The sequence below is a fragment of the Variovorax sp. 10N412 genome (assembly GCF_056394985.1).
Window position 1 is genome coordinate 271,722 of sequence record NZ_JBFTIO010000003.1, and the last position, 20,393, is coordinate 292,114.

The 20,393-nt window shown below is 69.4% G+C and carries 21 protein-coding genes; 7 read left to right on the forward strand and 14 right to left on the reverse strand.

Features of this window, described 5'->3' with window-relative positions:
• Positions 1–17: 17 nt before the first annotated feature.
• Positions 18–1,661, forward strand: a complete 1,644-nt coding sequence (locus tag AC1DJH_RS10585) for an acyl-CoA dehydrogenase family protein (RefSeq protein WP_478185654.1) — start codon at positions 18–20, stop codon at positions 1,659–1,661.
• A 25-nt stretch (positions 1,662–1,686) separates the two neighbouring features.
• On the opposite strand, the gene AC1DJH_RS10590 is transcribed toward AC1DJH_RS10585, so the two are convergent.
• Complete coding sequence (locus AC1DJH_RS10590) at positions 1,687–2,568, reverse strand: gamma-glutamyl-gamma-aminobutyrate hydrolase family protein (RefSeq protein ID WP_435486717.1); 882 nt, start codon at positions 2,566–2,568, stop codon at positions 1,687–1,689.
• A 140-nt stretch (positions 2,569–2,708) separates the two neighbouring features.
• Between AC1DJH_RS10590 and AC1DJH_RS10595 the strand changes: the two genes are divergently transcribed.
• Entirely contained in the window at positions 2,709–3,764 is a 1,056-nt protein-coding gene (locus AC1DJH_RS10595; protein ID WP_478185655.1) for a sugar phosphate isomerase/epimerase family protein, read from the forward strand.
• Positions 3,765–3,779: 15 nt separating this feature from the next.
• Here AC1DJH_RS10595 and AC1DJH_RS10600 read toward each other — a convergent pair whose 3' ends face one another.
• Positions 3,780–4,865 (reverse strand): catalase family protein, encoded by a 1,086-nt coding sequence (locus AC1DJH_RS10600; protein WP_472113017.1) that lies wholly within the window; start codon positions 4,863–4,865, stop codon positions 3,780–3,782.
• Positions 4,866–5,393: 528 nt separating this feature from the next.
• On the opposite strand from AC1DJH_RS10600, the gene AC1DJH_RS10605 reads away from it, so the two are divergent.
• The 3 genes from AC1DJH_RS10605 (at position 5,394) to dbpA (ending at position 7,531) form a co-directional block, all read left to right on the forward strand.
• A complete protein-coding gene (locus tag AC1DJH_RS10605; RefSeq protein WP_472113020.1) occupies positions 5,394–5,654 on the forward strand; it encodes a hypothetical protein in 261 nt (86 codons plus the stop codon).
• Positions 5,655–5,712: 58 nt separating this feature from the next.
• A complete protein-coding gene (gene infA / locus AC1DJH_RS10610) occupies positions 5,713–5,982 on the forward strand; it encodes a translation initiation factor IF-1 (protein ID WP_013544282.1) in 270 nt (89 codons plus the stop codon).
• An 85-nt stretch (positions 5,983–6,067) separates the two neighbouring features.
• Positions 6,068–7,531 (forward strand): ATP-dependent RNA helicase DbpA, encoded by a 1,464-nt coding sequence (gene dbpA, locus AC1DJH_RS10615; protein ID WP_478185656.1) that lies wholly within the window; start codon positions 6,068–6,070, stop codon positions 7,529–7,531.
• On the opposite strand, the gene AC1DJH_RS10620 is transcribed toward dbpA, so the two are convergent.
• The gene (locus tag AC1DJH_RS10620) at positions 7,485–8,981 is read right to left on the reverse strand and encodes an MATE family efflux transporter (RefSeq protein ID WP_478185657.1); all 1,497 of its coding nucleotides are present in this window, start codon (positions 8,979–8,981) and stop codon (positions 7,485–7,487) included. The two genes, dbpA and AC1DJH_RS10620, sit on opposite strands and share 47 nt — an antisense overlap.
• 64 nt (positions 8,982–9,045) lie before the next feature.
• Between AC1DJH_RS10620 and AC1DJH_RS10625 the strand changes: the two genes are divergently transcribed.
• Together AC1DJH_RS10625 and AC1DJH_RS10630 are read left to right on the forward strand one after the other, a co-directional pair.
• Positions 9,046–9,216, forward strand: a complete 171-nt coding sequence (locus AC1DJH_RS10625) for a hypothetical protein (protein ID WP_165840364.1) — start codon at positions 9,046–9,048, stop codon at positions 9,214–9,216.
• 81 nt (positions 9,217–9,297) lie between these two features.
• The gene (locus AC1DJH_RS10630) at positions 9,298–9,633 is read left to right on the forward strand and encodes a hypothetical protein (RefSeq protein WP_472113028.1); all 336 of its coding nucleotides are present in this window, start codon (positions 9,298–9,300) and stop codon (positions 9,631–9,633) included.
• A 29-nt stretch (positions 9,634–9,662) separates the two neighbouring features.
• On the opposite strand, the gene AC1DJH_RS10635 is transcribed toward AC1DJH_RS10630, so the two are convergent.
• The 11 genes from AC1DJH_RS10635 to AC1DJH_RS10685 all read right to left on the reverse strand — a co-directional run bounded on the left by AC1DJH_RS10635 (position 9,663) and on the right by AC1DJH_RS10685 (position 20,340).
• Positions 9,663–10,601, reverse strand: a complete 939-nt coding sequence (locus AC1DJH_RS10635; RefSeq protein WP_478185658.1) for a fatty acid desaturase family protein — start codon at positions 10,599–10,601, stop codon at positions 9,663–9,665.
• A gap of 73 nt (positions 10,602–10,674) precedes the next feature.
• Positions 10,675–11,343, reverse strand: coding sequence for a GntR family transcriptional regulator (locus AC1DJH_RS10640; protein ID WP_472113034.1), 669 nt, complete (start codon positions 11,341–11,343; stop codon positions 10,675–10,677).
• A gap of 26 nt (positions 11,344–11,369) precedes the next feature.
• Positions 11,370–12,671, reverse strand: a complete 1,302-nt coding sequence (locus AC1DJH_RS10645; protein ID WP_478185659.1) for an FAD-dependent oxidoreductase — start codon at positions 12,669–12,671, stop codon at positions 11,370–11,372.
• A complete protein-coding gene (locus AC1DJH_RS10650) occupies positions 12,668–12,916 on the reverse strand; it encodes a (2Fe-2S)-binding protein (protein WP_435486708.1) in 249 nt (82 codons plus the stop codon). Before AC1DJH_RS10650 ends, AC1DJH_RS10645 begins: the two co-directional genes overlap by 4 nt.
• The gene (locus tag AC1DJH_RS10655; RefSeq protein ID WP_478185660.1) at positions 12,913–14,016 is read right to left on the reverse strand and encodes an NAD(P)/FAD-dependent oxidoreductase; all 1,104 of its coding nucleotides are present in this window, start codon (positions 14,014–14,016) and stop codon (positions 12,913–12,915) included. The genes AC1DJH_RS10650 and AC1DJH_RS10655 overlap by 4 nt, the downstream gene beginning before the upstream one ends.
• Positions 14,017–14,032: 16 nt before the next feature.
• A complete protein-coding gene (locus AC1DJH_RS10660) occupies positions 14,033–14,974 on the reverse strand; it encodes a 4-hydroxyproline epimerase (protein ID WP_478185661.1) in 942 nt (313 codons plus the stop codon).
• Between the two features lie 14 nt (positions 14,975–14,988).
• Positions 14,989–16,131 carry a branched-chain amino acid ABC transporter substrate-binding protein gene (locus AC1DJH_RS10665; RefSeq protein ID WP_435486705.1) on the reverse strand — a complete coding sequence of 381 codons (1,143 nt, stop codon included), beginning with the start codon at positions 16,129–16,131 and terminating at the stop codon, positions 14,989–14,991.
• 47 nt (positions 16,132–16,178) lie between these two features.
• Entirely contained in the window at positions 16,179–17,093 is a 915-nt protein-coding gene (locus AC1DJH_RS10670; protein ID WP_435486704.1) for a dihydrodipicolinate synthase family protein, read from the reverse strand.
• A gap of 166 nt (positions 17,094–17,259) precedes the next feature.
• Positions 17,260–17,991, reverse strand: a complete 732-nt coding sequence (locus AC1DJH_RS10675; RefSeq protein WP_478185662.1) for an outer membrane lipoprotein — start codon at positions 17,989–17,991, stop codon at positions 17,260–17,262.
• 124 nt (positions 17,992–18,115) lie between these two features.
• Complete coding sequence (locus tag AC1DJH_RS10680; protein ID WP_478185663.1) at positions 18,116–19,093, reverse strand: tripartite tricarboxylate transporter substrate-binding protein; 978 nt, start codon at positions 19,091–19,093, stop codon at positions 18,116–18,118.
• Between the two features lie 41 nt (positions 19,094–19,134).
• A complete protein-coding gene (locus tag AC1DJH_RS10685) occupies positions 19,135–20,340 on the reverse strand; it encodes a M20 aminoacylase family protein (protein WP_478185664.1) in 1,206 nt (401 codons plus the stop codon).
• Between the last annotated feature and the right edge of the window lie 53 nt (positions 20,341–20,393).

Genomic DNA, 20,393 nt, shown 5'->3' on the forward strand with positions numbered 1-20,393 from the left:
GACACAAGGAGACACCCATGACCACCGCCACCGGCATCCACCCCGACAACCAGGTTCCCGAACTCAAGGACTACAACGTCTACACCAGCGACCCCGCGCTGCGCGGCGCGGTGGCGCGTGGCGGCGCCGAATGGCGCGACGCCGAACTGGTGCGCCAGGGCGCGGAGTACGGCGCCGAAGCCACGCTGCGCGCCGCCGAGAACGCCAACCGCCACGAGCCCGAGCTGCACACGCACTCGCGCATCGGCGAGCGCATCGACCAGGTGGAGTTCCACCCCGCCTGGCACACCATGATGACCATCGCGCGGCGCAACGGCATCGCCAACCTGCCGTTCTTCGACGAGCGGCCCTCGGCCTGGGTGGGCTACGGCGCGTCGCTGTACATGCACAGCCAGATCGAGTCGGGCTCGACCTGCCCGACCACCATGACCAAGGCCTGCATCCCGGTGATGCAGCGCAACGCGGCGCTGTACGCGGCCGTGCGCGACAAGCTTGCCTCCAACGAACACGACCCGCGCGACATCCCGCTCGAGGGCAAGGCCTCGATGACCGTCGGCATGGGCATGACCGAGAAGCAGGGCGGCAGCGACGTGCGCAGCAACACCACGCGCGCGGTGCCGGCCGGCAGCGGCCCATGGGGCGAGGAATTTCTCATCACCGGCCACAAGTGGTTCTTCTCGGCGCCGATGTGCGACGGCCACCTGGTGCTGGCCAGGACCGACGAGCACGGCGCCTCGTGCTTCTTCGTGCCGCGCTGGCGGCCCGACGGCAGCAGGAACCCCGTTCACATCCAGCGCCTGAAGGACAAGGTGGGCAACCGCTCCAACGCCAGCAGCGAGGTGGAATTCAAGGAGGCCTGGGGCGTGCGGGTGGGCGACGAGGGCCGCGGCATCCCGACCATCATCGAGATGGCGACCGTCACCCGGCTCGATTGCGCGCTGTCCAGCGCCGGCTTCATGCGCCAGGCCTTCGCGCAGGCGCTGCACTACACGCGCAACCGCTACGCCTTCGGCAAGGCGCTGGTCGACCAGCCGGTGATGACCGAGCTGCTGGGCGACATGGCGCTGGAGTCCGAAGGCGCCACGCTGCTGGCGATGGGCCTGGCCTCGCGCTTCGGCTCCGCAGCGCCGATCGACACGGCCTGGCGCCGCCTGCTCACGCCCGCGGCCAAGTTCTGGAACTGCAAGCGCGCGGTGGCACTCACCGGCGAAGCCATGGAAGTGTTCGGCGGCAACGGCTACGTGGAAGACGCGCCGATGGGCCGCCTGTTCCGCGAGGCGCCGGTCAACTCGATCTGGGAAGGCTCGGGCAACGTGATGTGCCTCGATGTGCTGCGCGCCGTCTCGCGCAATCCCGACGACGTGCACCTGGTGCTCGACCAGCTGCAGGGCATTGCGGCCGGCGAGCCGCGCCTGCTGGCCGAACTGCAGGCCGTGCGCCGGATGGTGCAGCTGCCGCCGCAGGACCTGGAGCGCCAGGCCCGCCGCTTCACGCAGCGGCTGGTGCTCTCGACGCAGGCTTGCCTGATGCTGGAACACGCGAGCGCGCAGGCCTCGGCCGCGTTCGTGTCCAGCCGCTTCGACCCCGACTGGGGCGCGGTGACGGGCATCAGCGCCGGCACCAGCGACCCGGGCGCGCTGGTGCTCGCCGCCTGGCACTGAGACGGCGAAGGGCGAAGCGGCGCTGTCAGCGCCTGAGCAGCGCGCGCTGCAGCATCCGCGCCGCGCGGTCGCGGATCTTGCCGGTGTTGGAGCGAAGCGACGAGCGCGGCGCGACCTTGGCGGTGGCGCAGGCCCACAGGAAGTCGTGCAGGATGGGCGTGTCGTCGACCGTCTCGTTGCTGCCGTACTTGTGGAACTCAGGGTGCCACTGGGTGGCGGCGATGTAGCTGCGGCCCCGGTCCGGCCGGCGGCGGATGGCCTCGGGCACGCGGTCGGGCAGGCTCCAGGCCTCGATGTCGAAGCCGGGCGCGATGTCCTTCACCCCCTGGTGGTGGATGCTGTTGACGCGCGCCGTCTTTATGTCGGGAAACAGCTTGGACAGGCGCGTGCCCTCCACCACCTCGATCTGGTGGAAGTTCTGGTCGTAGGTCACCGGGTCGCGGTGGCGCAGCCCGCCGTCGTGCTGCGCCTCGATGTCCTGGTAGAGCGTGCCGCCGAAGGCCACGTTGATGAGCTGCAGCCCGCGGCACACGCCGAAGATGGGCTTGCCGGCCTGCTCGAAGGCCTCGACCAGCGCCAGGTCGTAGAGGTCGCGGATCTGGTCGCCGATCCACGCATCCTTGAGCGGCACCTCGCCGTAGCTGCCGGGCCACACGTCGGCGCCGCCGTGCATCACCACGCCGTCGAGCCATTCGGCGTAGTGCGACAGCTTGGTGTCGCCGCGCGCGGTCTCGCCGGTGGGGCAGGGCACCATCACCACCATGGCGCCGGCGGACATGAGCCAGTGCGCGATCGATTGCTCGACGTACTGCAGCGTCTTGTTGGTGAAGAGCGAGCGGGCCGGGTCGGCGTGCGAGAAGCAGGCGGACAGGCCGATCTTGAGCCGGGCGGAAACAGGTTGTGTCATCGCGGGACTGTCGACGGTGCGAACCGGACGAGGGGTGCGAAAAGGAAAATCCATTGTGGCTCTTTGGCCTCTCGCACGGGGTCGGACGACACGCCAAGTATGCTTTCAACGCTGCCCCAACGCATAAGGAAGACAAGCCGATGAAAACCATCCAGGGCCCCGCCATTTTTCTGGCCCAGTTTGCCGGAGACACCGCTCCGTTCAACACGCTCGACGGCATCGCCAAATGGGCGGCCGGCCTCGGCTACAAGGGTGTGCAGATTCCCAGCTGGGACGCACGCCTGTTCGACCTGAAGAAGGCCGCGCAGAGCCAGACCTACTGCGACGAGGTGACGGGCACGCTCGCTGCGCACGGGTTGCAGATCACTGAACTGTCGACCCATCTGCAGGGCCAGCTGGTGGCGGTGCACCCGGCCTACGACGCGGGCTTCGACGGCTTCGCGGCGCCCGAGGTGCGCGGCGACCCGGTGCGGCGCCAGCAGTGGGCCGTGGAGCAGTTGCACTTCGCGGCGAAGGCGTCCGCCAACCTCGGCCTCACGGCGCATGCGACCTTCTCGGGCGCGCTGGCCTGGCCGTACCTGTACTCGTGGCCGCCGCGCCCGCCGGGGCTCATCGAGGAAGCCTTCGACGAACTGGCGCGCCGCTGGCGTCCGATCCTCGACGCCTTCGACGCCGCGGGCGTGGACGTGGGCTACGAGATTCACCCCGGCGAAGACCTGCACGACGGCGTGAGCTACGAGATGTTCCTGGAGCGCGTGAACAACCACCCGCGCGCCTGCCTGCTGTACGACCCGAGCCATTTCCTGCTGCAGCAGCTCGACTACCTGGCCTACATCGACCATTACCACGAGCGCATCAAGATCTTTCACGTGAAGGACGCCGAGTTCAACCCCAGCGGCAAGCAGGGCGTGTACGGCGGCTTCCAGAGCTGGATCAACCGCGCTGGGCGATTCCGTTCGCTGGGCGACGGGCAGGTGAACTTCAAGGCCATCTTCTCGAAGATGGCGCAGTACGACTTTCCGGGCTGGGCGGTGCTGGAGTGGGAATGCTGCATCAAGCATCCGGAAGACGGGGCGCGCGAAGGCGCCACGTTCATCGCCGATCACATCATCCGCGTGGCGGACCGGGCGTTCGACGACTTCGCGGCGGGCGGAGTCGATGTGGCGGCGAACCAGCGGATGCTGGGCATCGGCTGAAGCGGTTGCCAGACCTCAGCGGTGCATCGGGCAACCGTTGCGCTCGCTGCGGAAGCTGGAAGACGCCGCATACGCCACCTTGCGCGCGCGCATCACGTTGCCCAGCGGGCGATGTGCGGCCAGCGCATGCCAGGGATTGAAGGCCATGCCGTCGTCGAACTCGCGCGCCAGCGCCTCGCTCCAGACCTCCTGCGGATCGGCGGTGATGCGCGCGACCGCAATGAACGGGCTGAGCTCTTGAGACCACTCGACCGAGGCGTCTTCGATGGGCATGCGCTCGAGGTCCACGCACAGTTGCACGCGCAGTTCCCACACCGCCGGCTGCTGGCGCATGAAGTCGGCGACGGCCTCGCGCGTGCCGTCGGGCTTGTCGGTCAGGTCGATGGGCGCGTTCTCCAGCGCCTGCAGCGCGGGCGACACCGGCACCAGCTGCAGCTTGGCGATGTAGTTGCCGTAGCGCATCGGCACCTGCGTGAAGAAGGTGGCACCGAGCGGATGCGTCTCCGGGTGACCGCCCATGGCGATGAGCGTGCCGCTCTTGCCACCGACCGCCTCGACCGCTTTCTCCACGCCCTGCAGCACGCTGGACAGCACCCGCTTGGCGTTGGGCGCCTTGTCGGTGGTGCTGGCGAGCAGCTTCAGGCTGCGCAGGAAGCCCTTGGCATCAGGCGCAGCGAAGACCGGGCCGTCGACGAAGAGAAAGTCCTGCGTGCGCTGGTCTTCGGAGCCGTCGACGCGCGCCCCCTCCACGTCGAGCACCTTCACGGCCATGCCGCGCGGCAGCGAGACGCGGTCGTCGAGCACTTCCGCCGGCGGCGTCGACAGCCGCATCACCACCGGGAAGCGGCGCGCCGCCGCGAAGAGGCCCTGAGCCAGCGGCTCGGGCAGGCCGTCGAGCACGCGCAACTCGCCACGCAGCAGGCCGTGGCTCTTGGCGTGCACGGCGCGCATGGCATGGCCGGTGTGGTCGGCCATGGTCTTCTCCATGTCGACGAGGGTTGCGACAAGTTCCGTCTGCGTCTGGGCCTCGTCGTCGTGGAAGGTCTCCACGGCGGGGTCGTAGCGAACGGGGGCGGTGGCGAGCATCGTGATCGTGTTCATGGCGCGATTGAGCGCACCGGCGCTGCGCACGGCTGTAGGAGCGCTTCGGCAAAGCGTGCGCTCGAACGCCTGCGGGTGGCTCGCAGGGTGGCACTTAGGGTGGCGCTTAGGGTGGCGCACAGGGTACTCAAGGCCTGTGCCTCGACTGCGACGCTATGCTTTTGATAGCTAACAGCGCTTGGTCAGCGGTCGTTCAGAGCCTTTTTCACAGGATCGTTGTTATTAAGACAAGCAGCCGTCACGCCCCGCAAGCTATAATGTCGGGTTCGTTTCGATACCACGACGAAGAATTTCGTCAATACCGCCGGCTGACCTGCATCGTCCCTTGGATCTTCAGGCCTCTCATTCCCAAGCCGGCTTGCACAGTGTGTTGGAGCGCCAGACCGGGCGCCCATGATTGCCACCACTGCCTTCGTTCATGTTGAAGCGAATAGCGCGTCCGCCGCGCCGTTCTGGCAGGCCCACGCCCGTTTTCAATCATTTTTCAGGCATTTCGCGTTCCACATCTGCGCGCTGTGCCAAGGCTTCATGGACATCATTCAACACAGTATCGCGGTGGGCAAGTACCTTGTTTCCCCGCTCATTCGACACCAGGACGACGGCAACTACGCCGCCTCCGTCTCGATCCGCTCCGGCCACGGCAGCGGCATGCACGACCGCGTGATGCGTTTCACGCCGCGCTTTGCCAGCCACGCCGCCGCCGCGGGCTACGCCATCGACCAGGGCCTGGGCTGGGTGAGCGAACGCGCCCCCCGCAACGCCCCGCTCGCGCTGCCCTGCGCAGGCTGAAACAATCACGCCGAATTCCATCTCCAACACACATCGAACGATTCAGAGGTAATCACCCATGCCCAAGGAAGAACTGATCGAAATGAACGGCGCAGTGACCGAAGTGCTGCCCGATTCGCGCTACCGCGTCACGCTGGACAACGGCCATCAACTGATCGCCTACAGCGGCGGCAAGATGCGCAAGCACCACATCCGCATCCTGGCGGGCGACAAGGTGTCGCTCGAGCTCTCGCCCTACGACCTGACCAAGGGCCGTATCACCTTCCGTCACCTGGAACGTCGCGGCCCGCCGCCGACCTCCGGCGGCAACAACTCCCCCCGCCGCTGATCCGCGACGCACGAAAGGCCTTGCGGCGCCCCGCGAAGGGCGCCGGCAAGGCTTTTTGTCTTTCATGGACCACGGCTGCTGAACGATGACCACACCCACTCCCCCAGCCGGCGGCCCGCAAGCCCAGGCCACTGCCGACCACGGCTTCGCCACGCTGGCGCTCTCGCCCCAGATGCTGGCCAACCTCACGCAGCTCGGCTACACGCAGATGACGCCGATCCAGGCCGCCAGCCTGCCGCCGGCGCTGCTCGGCAAGGACCTGATCGCCCAGGCCAAGACCGGCAGCGGCAAGACCGCCGCCTTCGCCCTGGCGCTGCTTTCCAACCTGAACCCGCGCCGCTTCGCCGTGCAGGCGATGGTGCTGTGCCCCACGCGCGAACTGGCCGATCAGGTCACGACCGAAATCCGCCGCCTGGCGCGCGCGGAGGAGAACATCAAGGTCGTCACGCTGTGCGGCGGCGTCGCGCTGCGCGGGCAGATCGCCAGCCTGGAGCACGGCGCCCACATCGTGGTCGGCACGCCCGGGCGGCTGATGGACCACCTGGAGCGCGGCAACCTCGACCTGTCGGCGCTCAACACGCTGGTGCTCGACGAAGCCGACCGCATGCTGGACATGGGCTTCTTCGAAGACATCGTGAAGGTCGCGCGCCAGTGCCCGAAGGAACGCCAGACATTGCTGTTCTCGGCCACCTACCCCGAAGGCATCGCCAAGCTCGCGCAGCAGTTCATGAAGAACCCCGAGCAGATCACCGTGCAGGCGCAGCATGAAGGCAGCAAGATCCGCCAGCGCTGGTACCAGGTCAAGGACAGCGAACGGCTGCACACCGTGAGCCTGCTGCTCGACCACTTCCGCCCCGTAAGCACGCTGGCCTTCTGCAACACCAAGCAGCAGTGCCGCGACCTGGTCGAGGTGCTGCAGGCCCAGGGCTTCAGCGCGCTGGCGCTGTTCGGCGAGCTGGAGCAGCGCGAGCGCGACCAGGTGCTGGTGCAGTTCTCCAACCGCAGCTGCTCCGTGCTGGTGGCCACCGACGTGGCCGCGCGCGGCCTGGACATCTCGCAGCTCGAAGCGGTGATCAACGTCGACGTGACGCCCGACTCCGAAATCCACATCCACCGCGTCGGGCGCACCGGCCGCGTGGGCCAGCAGGGCGGCTCGGAAGGCCTGGCGCTCAATCTGGCCAGCATGAACGAGATGGGCCACGTCGGAAAGATCGAGCAGCTGCAGGGCCGCGAATCGGAGTGGCACGACCTGGCCGAGCTCACGCCGGGCAAGGGCGAGCCGATGAAGCCGCCCATGGCGACGCTGCAGATCGTGGGCGGGCGCAAGGAAAAGATCCGCGCCGGCGACGTGCTGGGCGCGCTGACGGGCGACTGCGGCTACGCGAAGGACCAGGTCGGCAAGATCAACGTCAACGAGTTCTCGACCTATGTGGCAGTCGACCGCGCCATTGCCGAGGAAGCCGTGCGCAAGCTCTCGAGCGGACGCGTGAAGGGCAAGTCGGTCAGGGTTCGGCTGCTGACGCTGCAGGACCTGGGCCAAGACCAGTAAGCGCCCCAGGCTGCGGCGTGGCGAGCGCCGCAGCCTCCCCGTGCGCCGAGGTCGGCGCCACCGGCGCGTCGAGCACCAGCACAGGCCCCGAATCGGGCGCTTGCTGCCGCGCCAGCTTCGCGGCCAGCCGGAACGCCACCACCACGGCGAACAACCCGAACAGCGACGAGCCCACCGCCTGCCCGACCAAGACGCCGGCCGCGCCGTGGTGCGAGCCCCACCAGGCGAACGGAATCGTCCCCATCGTGGCGCGCCCCCAGTTGAACGCGGTCGACAGCAGCGGATGCCCCAGGTTGTTGAACGACGCATTCGCCACGAACAGCCCGCCCGCGAAGAAGAAGCTCGGCGCCAGCCAGCTGCAGAACAGCGAGATCAGCTCCGCCGCCAGGCCTTCGGCCGAGAACGCGCGGATCAGCAGGCCCTGGCTCAGCGCCAGCACCAGCCACGCCGCGGCCACCGACGCCACCATGAACAGCAGGCTGTCGCGCAAGCCCTCCTGCACGCGCCGGTACTGCCCCGCGCCCAGGTTCTGCGCCAGGATGGGCCCGACCGCGCCGCTCAGCGCATAGACCAGCCCGAAGGCCACCGGCGTGAGCCGGTCGATGGTGGCCGCGCCCGCCACCGCCGAGGGGCCGAACTGCGCCACCGCGTGCGTGACGAAGGCCGCGCCCACGGGCGTGGCCAGGTTGGTCAGCACCGCGGGCCCGGCCACCGTGCCGAGCGCACGCGCATCGCCGCCCAGGCGCGACGCTTCGAAGCGCCCCAGCATGCGGTGCGTGACCATCACGCCGTGCAGCCCGATGGCCGCCAGCACCAGGCGCGAGACCACCGCGCTGATGGCCGCGCCGTCGAGCCCCAGGCCGAAGCCGAAGATCAATATCGGGTCGAGCACCGCCGTCACGAAGGCGGCCGCGAGCGTCACCGTCATCGAACGGCGCGCGTCGCCGACCGAACGCAGCAGCGCCGAGCAGGCCATGCCGATGCCCAGCAGCGGCAGCGTGTGCACCGTCACCGACAGGTAGCGCTGCGCCAGCCGCGCGGTCTCGCCCTGGGCCCCCAGCGCCTGCAGGGCCGGGTGCAGGAAGAAGGCCGTGCCCGAGCCCACCGCCACCGACAGCACCGCCATCAGCACCAGGCTCGACGTGCCGATGCGCCGCGCATCGGCCGGGCGGCCCGCGCCCACCGTGCGCGACACCACCGCCGCGATGCCGATGGTCAACCCGATGCACAGCGACGCATGAAAGAAGCCCACCACGCCCGCGAAGCCGACGGCGGCGGCCGTCTCCTTCTCGCCGAGCAGCGAGATGTAGAACAGGTTGATCAGGTCGACCGCGAACACCGCGATCAGGCCGACGGCGCCGGTGCCCGCCATGACGCAGACGTGGCGCAGCAGCGACCCCGAAACGAAGCGCGGCCCCTCGACACCGCCGGCTGTTTCGGTTATTGGCATGTGAAATCCTTGAATGTGGCCTAATTGCGCCTCGAACATTCATTACTTTTTACCCGAGCTTTTCATGCCCAAGACATTCCGTACCGAAGCCGAACGCGTTGCCACCCCCAAGCCGACGCCGCTGCCCGGCTACACCGCGCCTCGCTCCGGTGGCGGCCAGAAGGTCAGCCTCGAACGCGGCACCGCAACGCGCAGCAAGAAGAACCCCGGCAAGCGTCCCAAGAAGGGCGGCTGATCCAGCACCCATGGCTCCCACGGGCCACGACGAACGCGCCCCTGGGCGCGTTTTGTCATTGGGGCCTCTGAAAAAACCGCCATGTCCGACGACAACCAGATCTTCATTCCGCCCTCGTTCTTCGCGGTGTACAGCGACGCGCGCCAGCGCCTGAGCGAGCCGATCGCCGTGGTGCGCGCGCGCTACGAGATCTGCGAGGACCTCGCCAGCCACCTGGTGGGCCACGCGCAGATCCAGCACCACACCGAGGTGCCCGTCGAGAGCGAGATCCTGCGGCGCATCCACGCCGGGCTGGCGACGGCCGAGTCGGGCGTGTCCGCGGCCGAGGCCACGTGGATCGTGCAGCGGCTGGCCGAGCTGCTGGGCTGGCCGGGCTGGCAAGAGCCCGAGCCGGAACCCGCGCCGAGCGAAGACTGACCGGGCCTGCGGGTACCGCCTCCGTCGCGTCAGGCCGGCTGAGCCGACGGCGACGTGGCCCGCTTCAGCAGGCTCAGGTACCCAGGCTGCACCTCCATCCGCACAGTCGCGCCCTGACGTTGCAGCAGGCGGTGCGCCTTCGGCAGCGCCCAGCACGGCAGGCTGGTGAACATGTGGTGCTCGCAGTGGTAGTTGACCCAGTAGGGCGCCACCAGCAGGCGCTCGAGCCAGCCGGCATGCGTGGTGCGGGCCTGGCGCAGCGGGTCGGATTCGTTCTGCGCGACCAGCGCATGCTCGGCGATGTTGCGCACGCGGCTCACCAGCGGCAGCCAGGTGGCCATCGGCAGCAGCCACATCAGCAGCCATGCCCACCCGTAGCCCGCCAGCGCGAAGGCCAGGAAGCCGAGGCCGTTGGCGAGGAGGAAGCGCCTGTCCTTCGCAAGCTCCCGGCCGAACGCCTTCAGCGCCGATTCACCCGGCGCCCGTTCGCGGATGCCCTGTGCGATGTGCCCGAAGCGCTGCTTGTAGAACGTTTGCCCGCTCAGGTCGCGCGCCACCTTGCGCCACATCGAGGCGCGCGCGATCGGGAAGGGCGCCGACAGCACGAGGTCGGGGTCCTCGGTCTGCTGCACGAAGCGGTGGTGCTGCAGGTGATAGGGCCGGTAGTCGCGCAGCGACGACGAGCACAGCCAGTGGCCGACCCAGTCGTTCACCTTGCGGTGGCGGTGCAGCCCCGCATGCGCCGCGTCGTGCATGAGGATGAACAGGCCCAGCTGCCGCGCGCCCACGATCGGCACCATGAGCGGCACGGTCCACGGCCACACGATGCCCACGAGCATCGCCGCGCCGATGGTGCCCCAGCAATGCGCCACCAGCCACAGCCCCTTCCACGACGAACGCGCGGTGAGCGCGCGCCATTCGTCGGCGGTGAAGAAGTCTTCGGGTTGGGCACGTGGGGCGGCGGCCATGCGTTTCAGTATGCGCGCGCAGCCCAGGCGGCACACGCGGAATTCCCCGGGGTACGGACAGGGCCCGCAGGGCCTACTTGTCGATGATCTTGCGCGCGAAGACCTCGAGGTAGTCCATCAGCCGTTCGGCGCCCGCGACGGCGGCGGCTTCGTCGCCGGTGGCAATGCCCTGCGCCAGTTCGAGGTGCGCGTGGGCCCCTTCGACGATCTCGCCCTCATGCTGGTAGGCGTACCAGAAGCGCCGGCACTGCACGATCAGCGGCACCACCGCCTGCACCGCCGAGTCGTTGTGGCTGGCCTGGTGGTTGACGAGGTCGAGCGCGTGGTCGGCGCGCATGTAGTCGGTCAGGTCGCCGCGGTCCGCGGCCTCGACCATGGCCTGCGCGCACTGCACGATCTGCTCGCGCTGCAGCGCGGTGGCGCGGCGCGCCGAGCAGGCGGCCACCAGCCGTTCGAGCACGCGCCGGGTCTGGATCACGTCGAGGTGGTCGGCCAGGTCGATCGCCGACACCAGCAGGCCGCGGCGCGGCTGCTGCACGATGAGCCCGATGGACACCATGCGCATCAGCGCCTCGCGCACCGGCGTGCGGCCCAGGCCCGTGCGCTCGGCCAGTTCGGCCTCCACGACCTGGCTGCCGGGCTGGATCTGCAGGGTCGACAGCAGCGCCTCGATGGCGTCGTAGGCCACGTCGGCGGCACGGCGCTTGGGAAGAGGGCGGGAGTCGGGGGTCGGGGCGGCCATGGGGTGGTTCTGCGGATGCGGCGGCGTCATTGTCGAGGGTCGCCCGGCCCAGGGAGCGCGGCCAGTGTCGCGATGCGGACCGGCGACAAGGGCGGGCGCGGCACCGGGGGCGCCCAGCCGAAGAGGAACTGCCCCGCATCGCCGCAGACGCGGCCCTGGCAGGCGCCCATGCCGCAGCGGCGGTGCAGCTTGGCGTCGGTCCAGCCGGTGCTTGCCGAGAGCGCGGACAGCGGCACGTCTTCGCAGCGGCACACGAGCGTGTCGGGCCGGGGCATCGCGCGCAGGTCCGGTGCCAGCGCGAAGCTGCGGTGCAGCTGCGCGGCAAAGGCATCCCAGCTGGCGCGTTCGCGCTGGTGTGCCTTGGCTTCGGCTTCGTTGCCGACGGCCGCATGGCCCGCGATGCGGCCCTGGGCCAGCGCGCGTTCGCTGCCGCCGAAGCCCGTGCACTCGCCGGCGGCGTAGATGTCCGCGACGCCCGTGGCCTGCAATGCATCGACCGACAGGCCCTGTGCGCCTTGTGCGCCTTGTGCGCCTTGTGCGCCGAGCGCGCAGCCGAGCAGCTGGCCCAGCTGCGTGTTCGGCACGAGGCCGAAGCCGCAGGCCACGCGGTCGCAGGCGATCTCGGCCTCGCGGCCGCCCTGCCTGAGCCGGACCGATTCGACCTGCGCCGTGCCCTGCACCGACACGATGCGCGACGCGGTGCGGTACTGCGCGTTGACCAGCGTCACGGCCTGCGCCGCCTTGCCGGGCCAGCGCACAAGGCCGGCACCGAAGCGCGCGACCGATGCGAACGAGGCCTGCTCGGCGATGCGCAGCACCTTCGCACCGGCCGCGCGCGCCGTCGCCGCGGCGGCCAGCAGCAAGGGCCCGCTGCCCGCGATGACGATGCGCTCGCCCTCCACCGGCATGCCCGCCTTGACGAGCGCCTGCAGACCGCCCGCGCCCGTGACGCCGGGCAGCGTCCAGCCGGGGAAGGGCAGCAGCAGCTCGCGCGCGCCGGTGCAGAGGATGAGCTTCTTCCACCGCATGCGCGCGGCGCCCTCGGCGTCCTCCAGCAGCAGTTCATGGGCGGCGGGCACGGCCACGACGCGCGTGCCGCTGCGCACGCGGATGTTGGCGTGGCGCGCGAGCGCATCGCGCCATCGGCGCGCGGCAGGCGGCAGCGCCGCACCGGGGCCGTCGCGCCAGATCTGACCGCCGGGCGCGGGGTTGTCGTCGATGACGACGACCGATGCGCCGCTCTTCGCAGCCGCCACCGCCGCAGCCATGCCGGCCGGGCCCGCGCCGACGACCAGCACATCGCAGTGTTCGCCAGCGATGCCGCTCATTCCGTGGTCTCCACGCGCATGCCTTCGGCGCACACCGTCTGGCACGCCAGCCTGCGCCGGCCGTCGACCCACACGCGGCATTCCTGGCACACGCCCATGCCGCAGAACGGCGCGCGCGGCTGGCCGGTGACCGAGGTCCGCGCCACGCCCATGCCGCCGGCCACGCACAGCGCGGCGGCGACAGAGCTGCCCGCCTTCACGCGCACGAGATGGCCGTCGATGTGCAGCAGGGTGTGACCGCTCATGTCATTTCCCGCAGACCGCGCGGCGCATACGGCGCCGCGTCGACATCGGGCGTCGTGCCGGTCATCAGTGCGGCCAGCAGATGCGCGCTGCCCGGCGCGGTGGTCACGCCCAGGCCTTCGTGCCCGACGGCGAGCCAGAGCCTCTCGCGCCAAGGGTGCCTGCCCAGCAGCGGCAGGCCGTCGGGCGATGCGGCGCGCAGGCCGGTCCATGCGCGCACCGCGTTCAGGTTCGCGAGGCCCGGCAGGTATTCGAGCGTGCGCTGCAGCATGCGCGCCAGCATCGGCGCCTCGACGGCCGGGTCCGTCGTGTCGAACTGGCGCGACGAGCCGACCAGCAGTTGCCCCGTCGGCCGCGGCTGCACGTTGAAGGCCACCGAGTCGCCGTCGCTGTGGTGCGCGCTGGTGACGTAGCCGAGCTCGACGAGCTGGTGGTGCACCGTGCCCGGGTACCGGTCGGTGATGAGCAGGTGGCCCTTCTTGGGGCGTATCGGCAGTTCCGGGCACAGCGCCGTCGCCTGCATGCCGTTGGCCAGCACCACCCGCGGCGCACTGCGGCGGTTGCCGTCGGCCAGGCGCAGCGTGCCGTTGTCTTCGATGGCCTCGACCCTGGCGTGCTCGATGCGGACCGATTTCGCTTCCTGGGCGAGCATCCAGCGCGCCGCATTCGGCGCATAGAGAATGCCGTCGCCCGGCACTTCGAGCGCGCCCGCGAGGCCCTGGCGCAGCGCGGGTTCGGCGCTTGCCAGTTCGCGCCCACTGAGCAGGCGGCTGTCGATGCCGTGCGCACCCAGCCGCTGCCGCTTGCGCTCGGCCTCGGCCATCTCTTCGTCGTTGGCGGCGATCCACAGCGTGCCGCAGGGGCTGTACGCGCAGTCTTCGCCCATGCGCGGGGCCAGCGCGCGCCAGCGCGCCACCGAATCGCGGCTCAGCGCCAGCTCGGCCGCGTTGTCGTCCATCACCACGAGGTGGCCCATGCCCGCGCCGGTGGCGCCGCCCAGGCGCGCATCGAGCACCAGCACGCGCGCGCCCTTTTGCGCCAGCGCCTGCGCGCAGGCCGCGCCGACGATGCCGGCGCCGATGACGATGACGTCCGCGTCCATGCCGAGCAGCCCGGCGTCAGGGCCGGATGCCCCAGCCGAAGGGGTCTTCGTCTTCGATCAGCAAGGTGGCTTCGGCGCTGATGTGCGCGCGGCCGCGCAGCGTGGGAATGACCTTGCCGCCGTCCATTGCGTAGCTGGCCTCGAACACGCTGCCGATCACGCTGGCCTGCTTCCACACGGCCCCCGGTGCGAGCTTGCCGTCGGCCGCGAGGCAGGCGATCTTGGCGCTGGTGCCGGTGCCGCAGGGCGAGCGGTCGTAGGCGTTGCCGGGGCACAGCACGAAGTTGCGGCTGTCGGCGCCTTCGTCATCGTGCGCGAAGAGCTCGATGTGGTCGATCTCCGCGCCCTCCGCGCCCGTGATGCCCTGCGCCGCCAGGGCAAGGCGCAATGCGGCGGTGTAGTCGGTCAGGGCGGCGAGGTTGTCGCTGGCCACGCGCTGGCCGTGCTCGCTCTCGCTCACCAGGAAGAACCAGTTGCCGCCATAGGCCACGTCGCCCCGCACCGTTCCGTGGCCCGGCAATTCGACCGCCACCTGGTGCAGGTGCCGGTAGGCGGGCACGTTGCGCACGCTCACCGAGCCGTCTTCGTGCAGCGTGGTCGTCACCGTGCCCACGGGTGTCTCGATGCGGTGCTCGCCCACGCCGATGCGCCCCAGGTGCGCCAGGCTCGCGACCAGCCCGATGGTGCCGTGGCCGCACATGCCGAGGTAGCCGGCGTTGTTGAAGAACACCACGCCGGCCGCCGCATCGGGCGACACCGGCGCGCACAGCAGCGCACCCACCACCACGTCGCTGCCGCGCGGCTCCAGCACGGCGGCCGCGCGCCACTTGTCGTGGCGCTCGGCCAGCAGCGCGCGGCGCTCGGCCATGGGGCCGGTCCCCAGGTCGGGAAAGCCGCCGATCACGAGGCGCGTGGGTTCGCCGCCCGTGTGGGAGTCGATGACCTGGATGCGTTGCATGGGCCTGGTTCCGTTCAGTAGCTGGCGATGGGCACGGGGACCGCGTTCTTGAAGGTGAAGACGGTGATGGGCGCCTGCTTCATGTTGCCCTTGTCGTCGTAGGCATACGTGGCAGCCACGCCCTTGTAGGTGGCCTTGTAGAGCTCGGCACCCACCTTGTCGGGGTCGATGGAGTTGGCCTTCTTCATCGACTCGCCGATGAACAGCACCTGGTCGTAGTACGAGGCCGCGTACGCATCGGGATCGGCGTTGAAGCGCTTCTTGAACTTCTCCTTGAAGGCCGGGCCGGTCTGCGCCTTCTCGAGCATGGAGCCGCCCTGCGCGCAGAACACCAGGTCGTTCACCGCGTCGCCGCCGAGCTTGCCGGTGGCCGGGCTGCAGACGGTGTCGCCGCCCAGCAGCTTGCCGGGCACCGCCAGTTGCTTCATCTGGCGCGCCATGGGCGCGGCCTGCGGCGCATAGCCGCCGAAGAAGATGGCCTCGGGCGCCTTGGCCTTCATGTTGGTCAGGATGGCGGTGAAGTCCACGGCCTTGTCGGTGGTGAACTCCTGGCCGACCACGGTGAGGCCCTGCTTCTTCGCCTCCTTGGTGAACTCTTCCGCCAGGCCCTGGCCGAAGGCGGTGCGGTCGTCGATGACGCCGACCTTCTTCACCTTCAGCTCCTTGGCCGCGTACACGGCCATGGCGGAGCCGATCTGGTTGTCGCTCGCGATGATGCGGTAGAGGTTCTTGTAGCCGCCCTGCGTCACCTTCGGGTTGGTGCCCACGGTGGAGACCAGGGTGCCGCCGTCGCTGTAGAGGCGCGAGGCCGGAATGGCCACGCCTGAGCAGTACGGCCCCATGACGTACTTGACGCCGTCGTCCACGAACTTCTGCGCCACGCTCACGCCGGTCTTGGCGTCGCACTGGTCGTCTTCGGAGACCAGCTCGAACTTCAGCGTCTTGCCGCCCACGCTGAGCTTCTTCGCGTTGAGCTCCTCCACCGCGAGGCGCACGCCGTTTTCGTTGTCCTTGCCCGCGAAGGCGTTGGGGCCCGACAGCGGCCCGCTGTGGCCGATCTTGACCACCTGCTCCTGCGCGTGCGCCTGGCCGGCGAGGGCAAGGGCCGCCAGGCCGGCAAGACTGAAAGATGAAACCATGCCTGCTCGTGTCTTCATGCTTCTTCCTAGGTTGGGACAATGAAAAGTGCGAAGGTTCGCGGTGACTACATGACCGACTGGTACTGCGCGGGCCGCGTGGCCAGCGCCTTCTTCACGATGTTCTCGATGAAGGCGCGCTCCTCGCCGATCAGCGGCAGGCGCGGACGGCGCATGTGCTCGGTGCCCACGCCCACCAGCACGTCGATGAGCTTCAGGTTCTGCACCAGCTTGGTCGACACGTCCAGGTGCAGCATCGGCGTCATCCACTGGTAGAGCTTGAGCGCCTCGGCAAACTTGCCGGCCTTCATCAGGTCGTACAGCGCCACCGTCTCGCGCGGGAACGCGCAGCCCACGCCGGCCAGCAGGCCGTCGCAGCCCAGCGCCAGGCCTTCGTAGGCGAGGTCGTCCACGCCCAGGAACAGCTGGTAGCGCTCGCCCACGGTGTTGCGCAGGTCGGTGATGCGGCGGATGTCGTCGGTGCTTTCCTTGATGGCCGCGATCCATTCGCAGTCGGCCAGCTCCACCATGTGCTGCGGCTTCAGGTCGACGCGGTAGGCCACCGGGTTGTTGTAGACCATGATGGGTTTCTGCGCGGCGTTGGCGATGGTGCGCACGTTGAGCATGGCCTCGCGCGCGTCGGCCACGTAGATCACCGAGGGCATCACCATGAAGCCGGCCACGCCCAGCTTGTTGGCGCCGTCCACGTAGCGCAGCGCCTCGCGCGTGCTGGTCTCCGACACGTTGGCCAGCACCGGGACGCGGCCGTCGGCGGCGTCCAGCGCGATCTTGGCGACCTGCAGCTTTTCTTCGAGCGACAGCGTGCTGGCCTCGCCCAGCGAGCCGCAGGTGACCAGGCCATGGATGCCGTTGCGGATCTGGAAGTCGATGTGGCGCGCCGTGCCTTCGGCATCGATGCTTTCGTCGGCGTGGAACTTGGTGGTGACGGCGGGAAAGATGCCTTGCCAGCGGGGATTGCTCACTTGATCGCTCCTTGTGGATGTGCGGTGTCGAAACGTCGCACTGTAAATATATTAAGGATATATCGTCAAGATATCCGTGGGGCAAGCGAGCTTCCGGTGCCGGTGCTTCTGTGATATCGGGGAGAAAACGCCGGGCCACGTGGCGTCGGGGCGGCCCGGCTCGCGGCTACTTGTGGCCGTCGACAGGGCGCAGCACGCCGCGTTTGAGGGTGACCGGCTTGCCGAGGGGCGGCGCCGACTTGGTCTCGACGGTGCGCACCGTCCCGTTGTCCATGCGTACCGCCACCTCGTAGACCGTGACGGTGCGCACGTGCTTCTCAATCTCGTTGCCTGCGAAGCCGCCGCCCACCGCGCCCAGCACCGTGGTCGCGGCGCGCCCGTTGCCGTGCCCGAACTGGTTGCCGACAAGGCCCCCCACCACGCCACCGGCCACGGCGCCGACGCCGCTGGTGCTCTGCAGGCGCTTCTGCACCGGACGAACCGACTCGACGCGCCCGCAAACCGCGCAAGGCGCAGGCGCGGGCGCTGCAGCCGCCAGCGGCGCATTCACGCCCGGCGCCGGTCCCGGCTGGGCGGCCTGGGCGGGCAAGGGAGCGGGCGCGGGCATCGGCGCGGCCGCCATGAGTTGCGGGGACTGCCCCGCCGCCGTGGGCGGCACGGCAGGCGCGGGCGGCATGGCTTCAGGCTTGAAATCGTCCGGTGCGGCCGGAGCCGCAGGCGACGCAGCGGCCACGACCGGCGGTGCGCCCGCGCTCACGGCGGGCCCCTGCTTGTAGAGCAACACGCCGCCGAGCGCGACGACGGCCACTGCCAATGCGCCGATCACCGCCCACAAGGCCTTGGGCGAATTGCTCACGGGCTGGCCCGGGGGCGGGTTGAATGGTGAAGACGAGTCCATGGAAATTCCCTAGTCCGTCCGAAGCGAAATCCTTCGGAACCCACCAGGGAGCATGAGCGCGGGCGGCGTGTTGTCAATTGACCGGTGTCCTACAGCGCGGCCCGTGCGCGCACCCCGGACCAGGTCAGTCGATCTTCGCGCCCGAGGCCTTCACCACGGCACCCATGGCATCCCAGTCGGAGCGCAGCAGCTTCTGGAATTCTTCAGCGCTCTGCGTGCGCGGCTCCACGCCCAGGCGCTTGAAGCGTTCCTGGATCACCGGGTCCGCCAGCACCTTGTTGGCCGCGACGTTGATGCGCTCCACCTCGGCCTTCGGCGTGCCGGCCGGCGCGAGCAGGCCGATCCACGAATCGAAGGCGTAGCCCGGCAGGCCGCTCTCGGCCACGGTCGGCAACCTGGGCAGGAAGGGGCTGCGCGACTGCCCGGTGGAGGCCAGCAGCTTCATGCGCGCATCGTCCTGGAAGCCGATCACGCCGATGCTCGACGAAATCACCGCCTGCACCCGGCCCGCCAGCACCTCGTTGACCGCCTCGCCGGTCGACTTGGTCGGGATGTGCGTCATCTGCAGCCCCGCCTTGGCCAGGAACGACGCCATGGCCAGGTGCGTGGCGCTGCCGTTGCCCGCCGAGGCATAGTTGTACTTGCCCGGGTTGGCCTTGACCTCCTTGATGAAGTCGGCCGTGTTCGACACGTTCAGCCCGCTCGCCACCGCCAGAACGTAGCCCGCATTGCCCACGTTCGCCACGCCCACGAAGTCCTTCAGCGGGTCGTAGCTCAGCTTGTTGTACAGAAAGCCCGCGATGTTGTGGCTCGCCGCGGCCAGCACCAAGGTGCTGCCGTCGGCCGGCGCGCGCGCCACCATCGCCGCGCCCACGGTGCCGCCCGCGCCCGCGCGGTTCTCGACGATGGCGCTGGCGTTCAGCGCCACGCCCAACTCGTTGTTGAAGGCGCGCGCCACCGTGTCTTGCACCGCGCCGGTGCCGAAGGGCACGACGATGTGGATCACGCGCTGCTGCGCATGCACGGGGGAAAAGGCGCAGAGCGCTGCCGCCGCAGCGGCAAGCGCGCCGAGGGAACGTCGGGTGAACGGGGTCGAGGGCATCGGGGTGTCCGCTTTCTTCATCGTCAACAGGGGAATGGATTTCAGGTGCCCGACGGCAGCCAGCGCTGCACCAACTTCACGAAGTAGCTGGCACCGATCGGGATGATCTCGTCGTTGAAATCGAACGAGGTGTTGTGGATGATGCAAGGGCCGGGCCCGTGGCCGTCGAGCCGGTGGTCGCCGTCGCCGTTGCCCAGGAACGCGTAGCAGCCCGGCCGCGCGATCAGCATGTGCGCGAAGTCTTCGGCGCCCATCACGGCGGGGAAGTCGTCGGTGACCATGTCGTCGCCCACCACCTCGCGCATCACGCCGGCGGCAAAGCGCGCCTCCGCCGCGTGGTTCACGGTCGGCGGCGACGAGCGGTTGAAATACACCTCGGCCGTGCAGCCGTGCGCCGCCGCCACGCCCGCGGCCACCTCGCGCAGGCGGGCCTCGATCTTGTCGATGGCGTCGAACGAAAAGGTGCGGATGGTGCCGCCCACCGTGGCCACGTCGGGAATGACATTGGGCGCGTCGGAGCCCTGCAGCTGCGTCACCGCGAGCAGCGCGCGCTCGGTGCTGGGAATGGTGCGCGGCACGATGGTCTGCAACTGCTGCGCCAGCGTGACCACCGCCGCCACCGGGTCGATGCCCGTGTGCGGCATCGAGGCATGCGTGCCGCGCCCGCGCACGGTGATCTTGTAGGTGTTGCTCGAGGCCATGAGCGCGCCTTCGTTGAGCGCGAAGCGGCCCACGTCACCCACGGGGAAGTTGTGCAGCCCGAAGACCGCGTCGCACGGGAAGCGCTCGAACAGGCCCTCGTCGATCATCTTCTTGGCGCCCGCCTTGCCCATTTCCTCAGCGGGCTGGAAGATGAAGTTCACCGTGCCGTCGAAATCCTCCGGGCCCTGCTGCGACAGGTGCCATGCGGCGGCCAGCAGCATGGTGGTGTGGCCGTCGTGGCCGCAGGCGTGCATGCGCCCGGGGTTCGTCGACTTGTGGGCGAAGTCGTTGGCCTCGTGCAGGGGCAGGGCGTCCATGTCGGCGCGCAGGCCGATGGTGCGCGTGCCCTTGCCCTTGCGCAGCACGCCGACGAGGCCCGTGCCGGCAATGCCGCGATGCACCTCGATGCCCCACTCGGTGAGCAGGTTCGCCACCTTCTCGGAAGTGCGGTGTTCTTCGAAGCCGAGTTCGGGGTGGGCGTGGATGTCGCGCCGGATGTCGACGAAGCGGGCGGCGTTTGCAAGGAAGGAGTCGGCGATGTTCATGGCAGGGCGTTGTGCGGGAAGTCGTTCGAAGGATCGAACGATTCTGGCGCAGT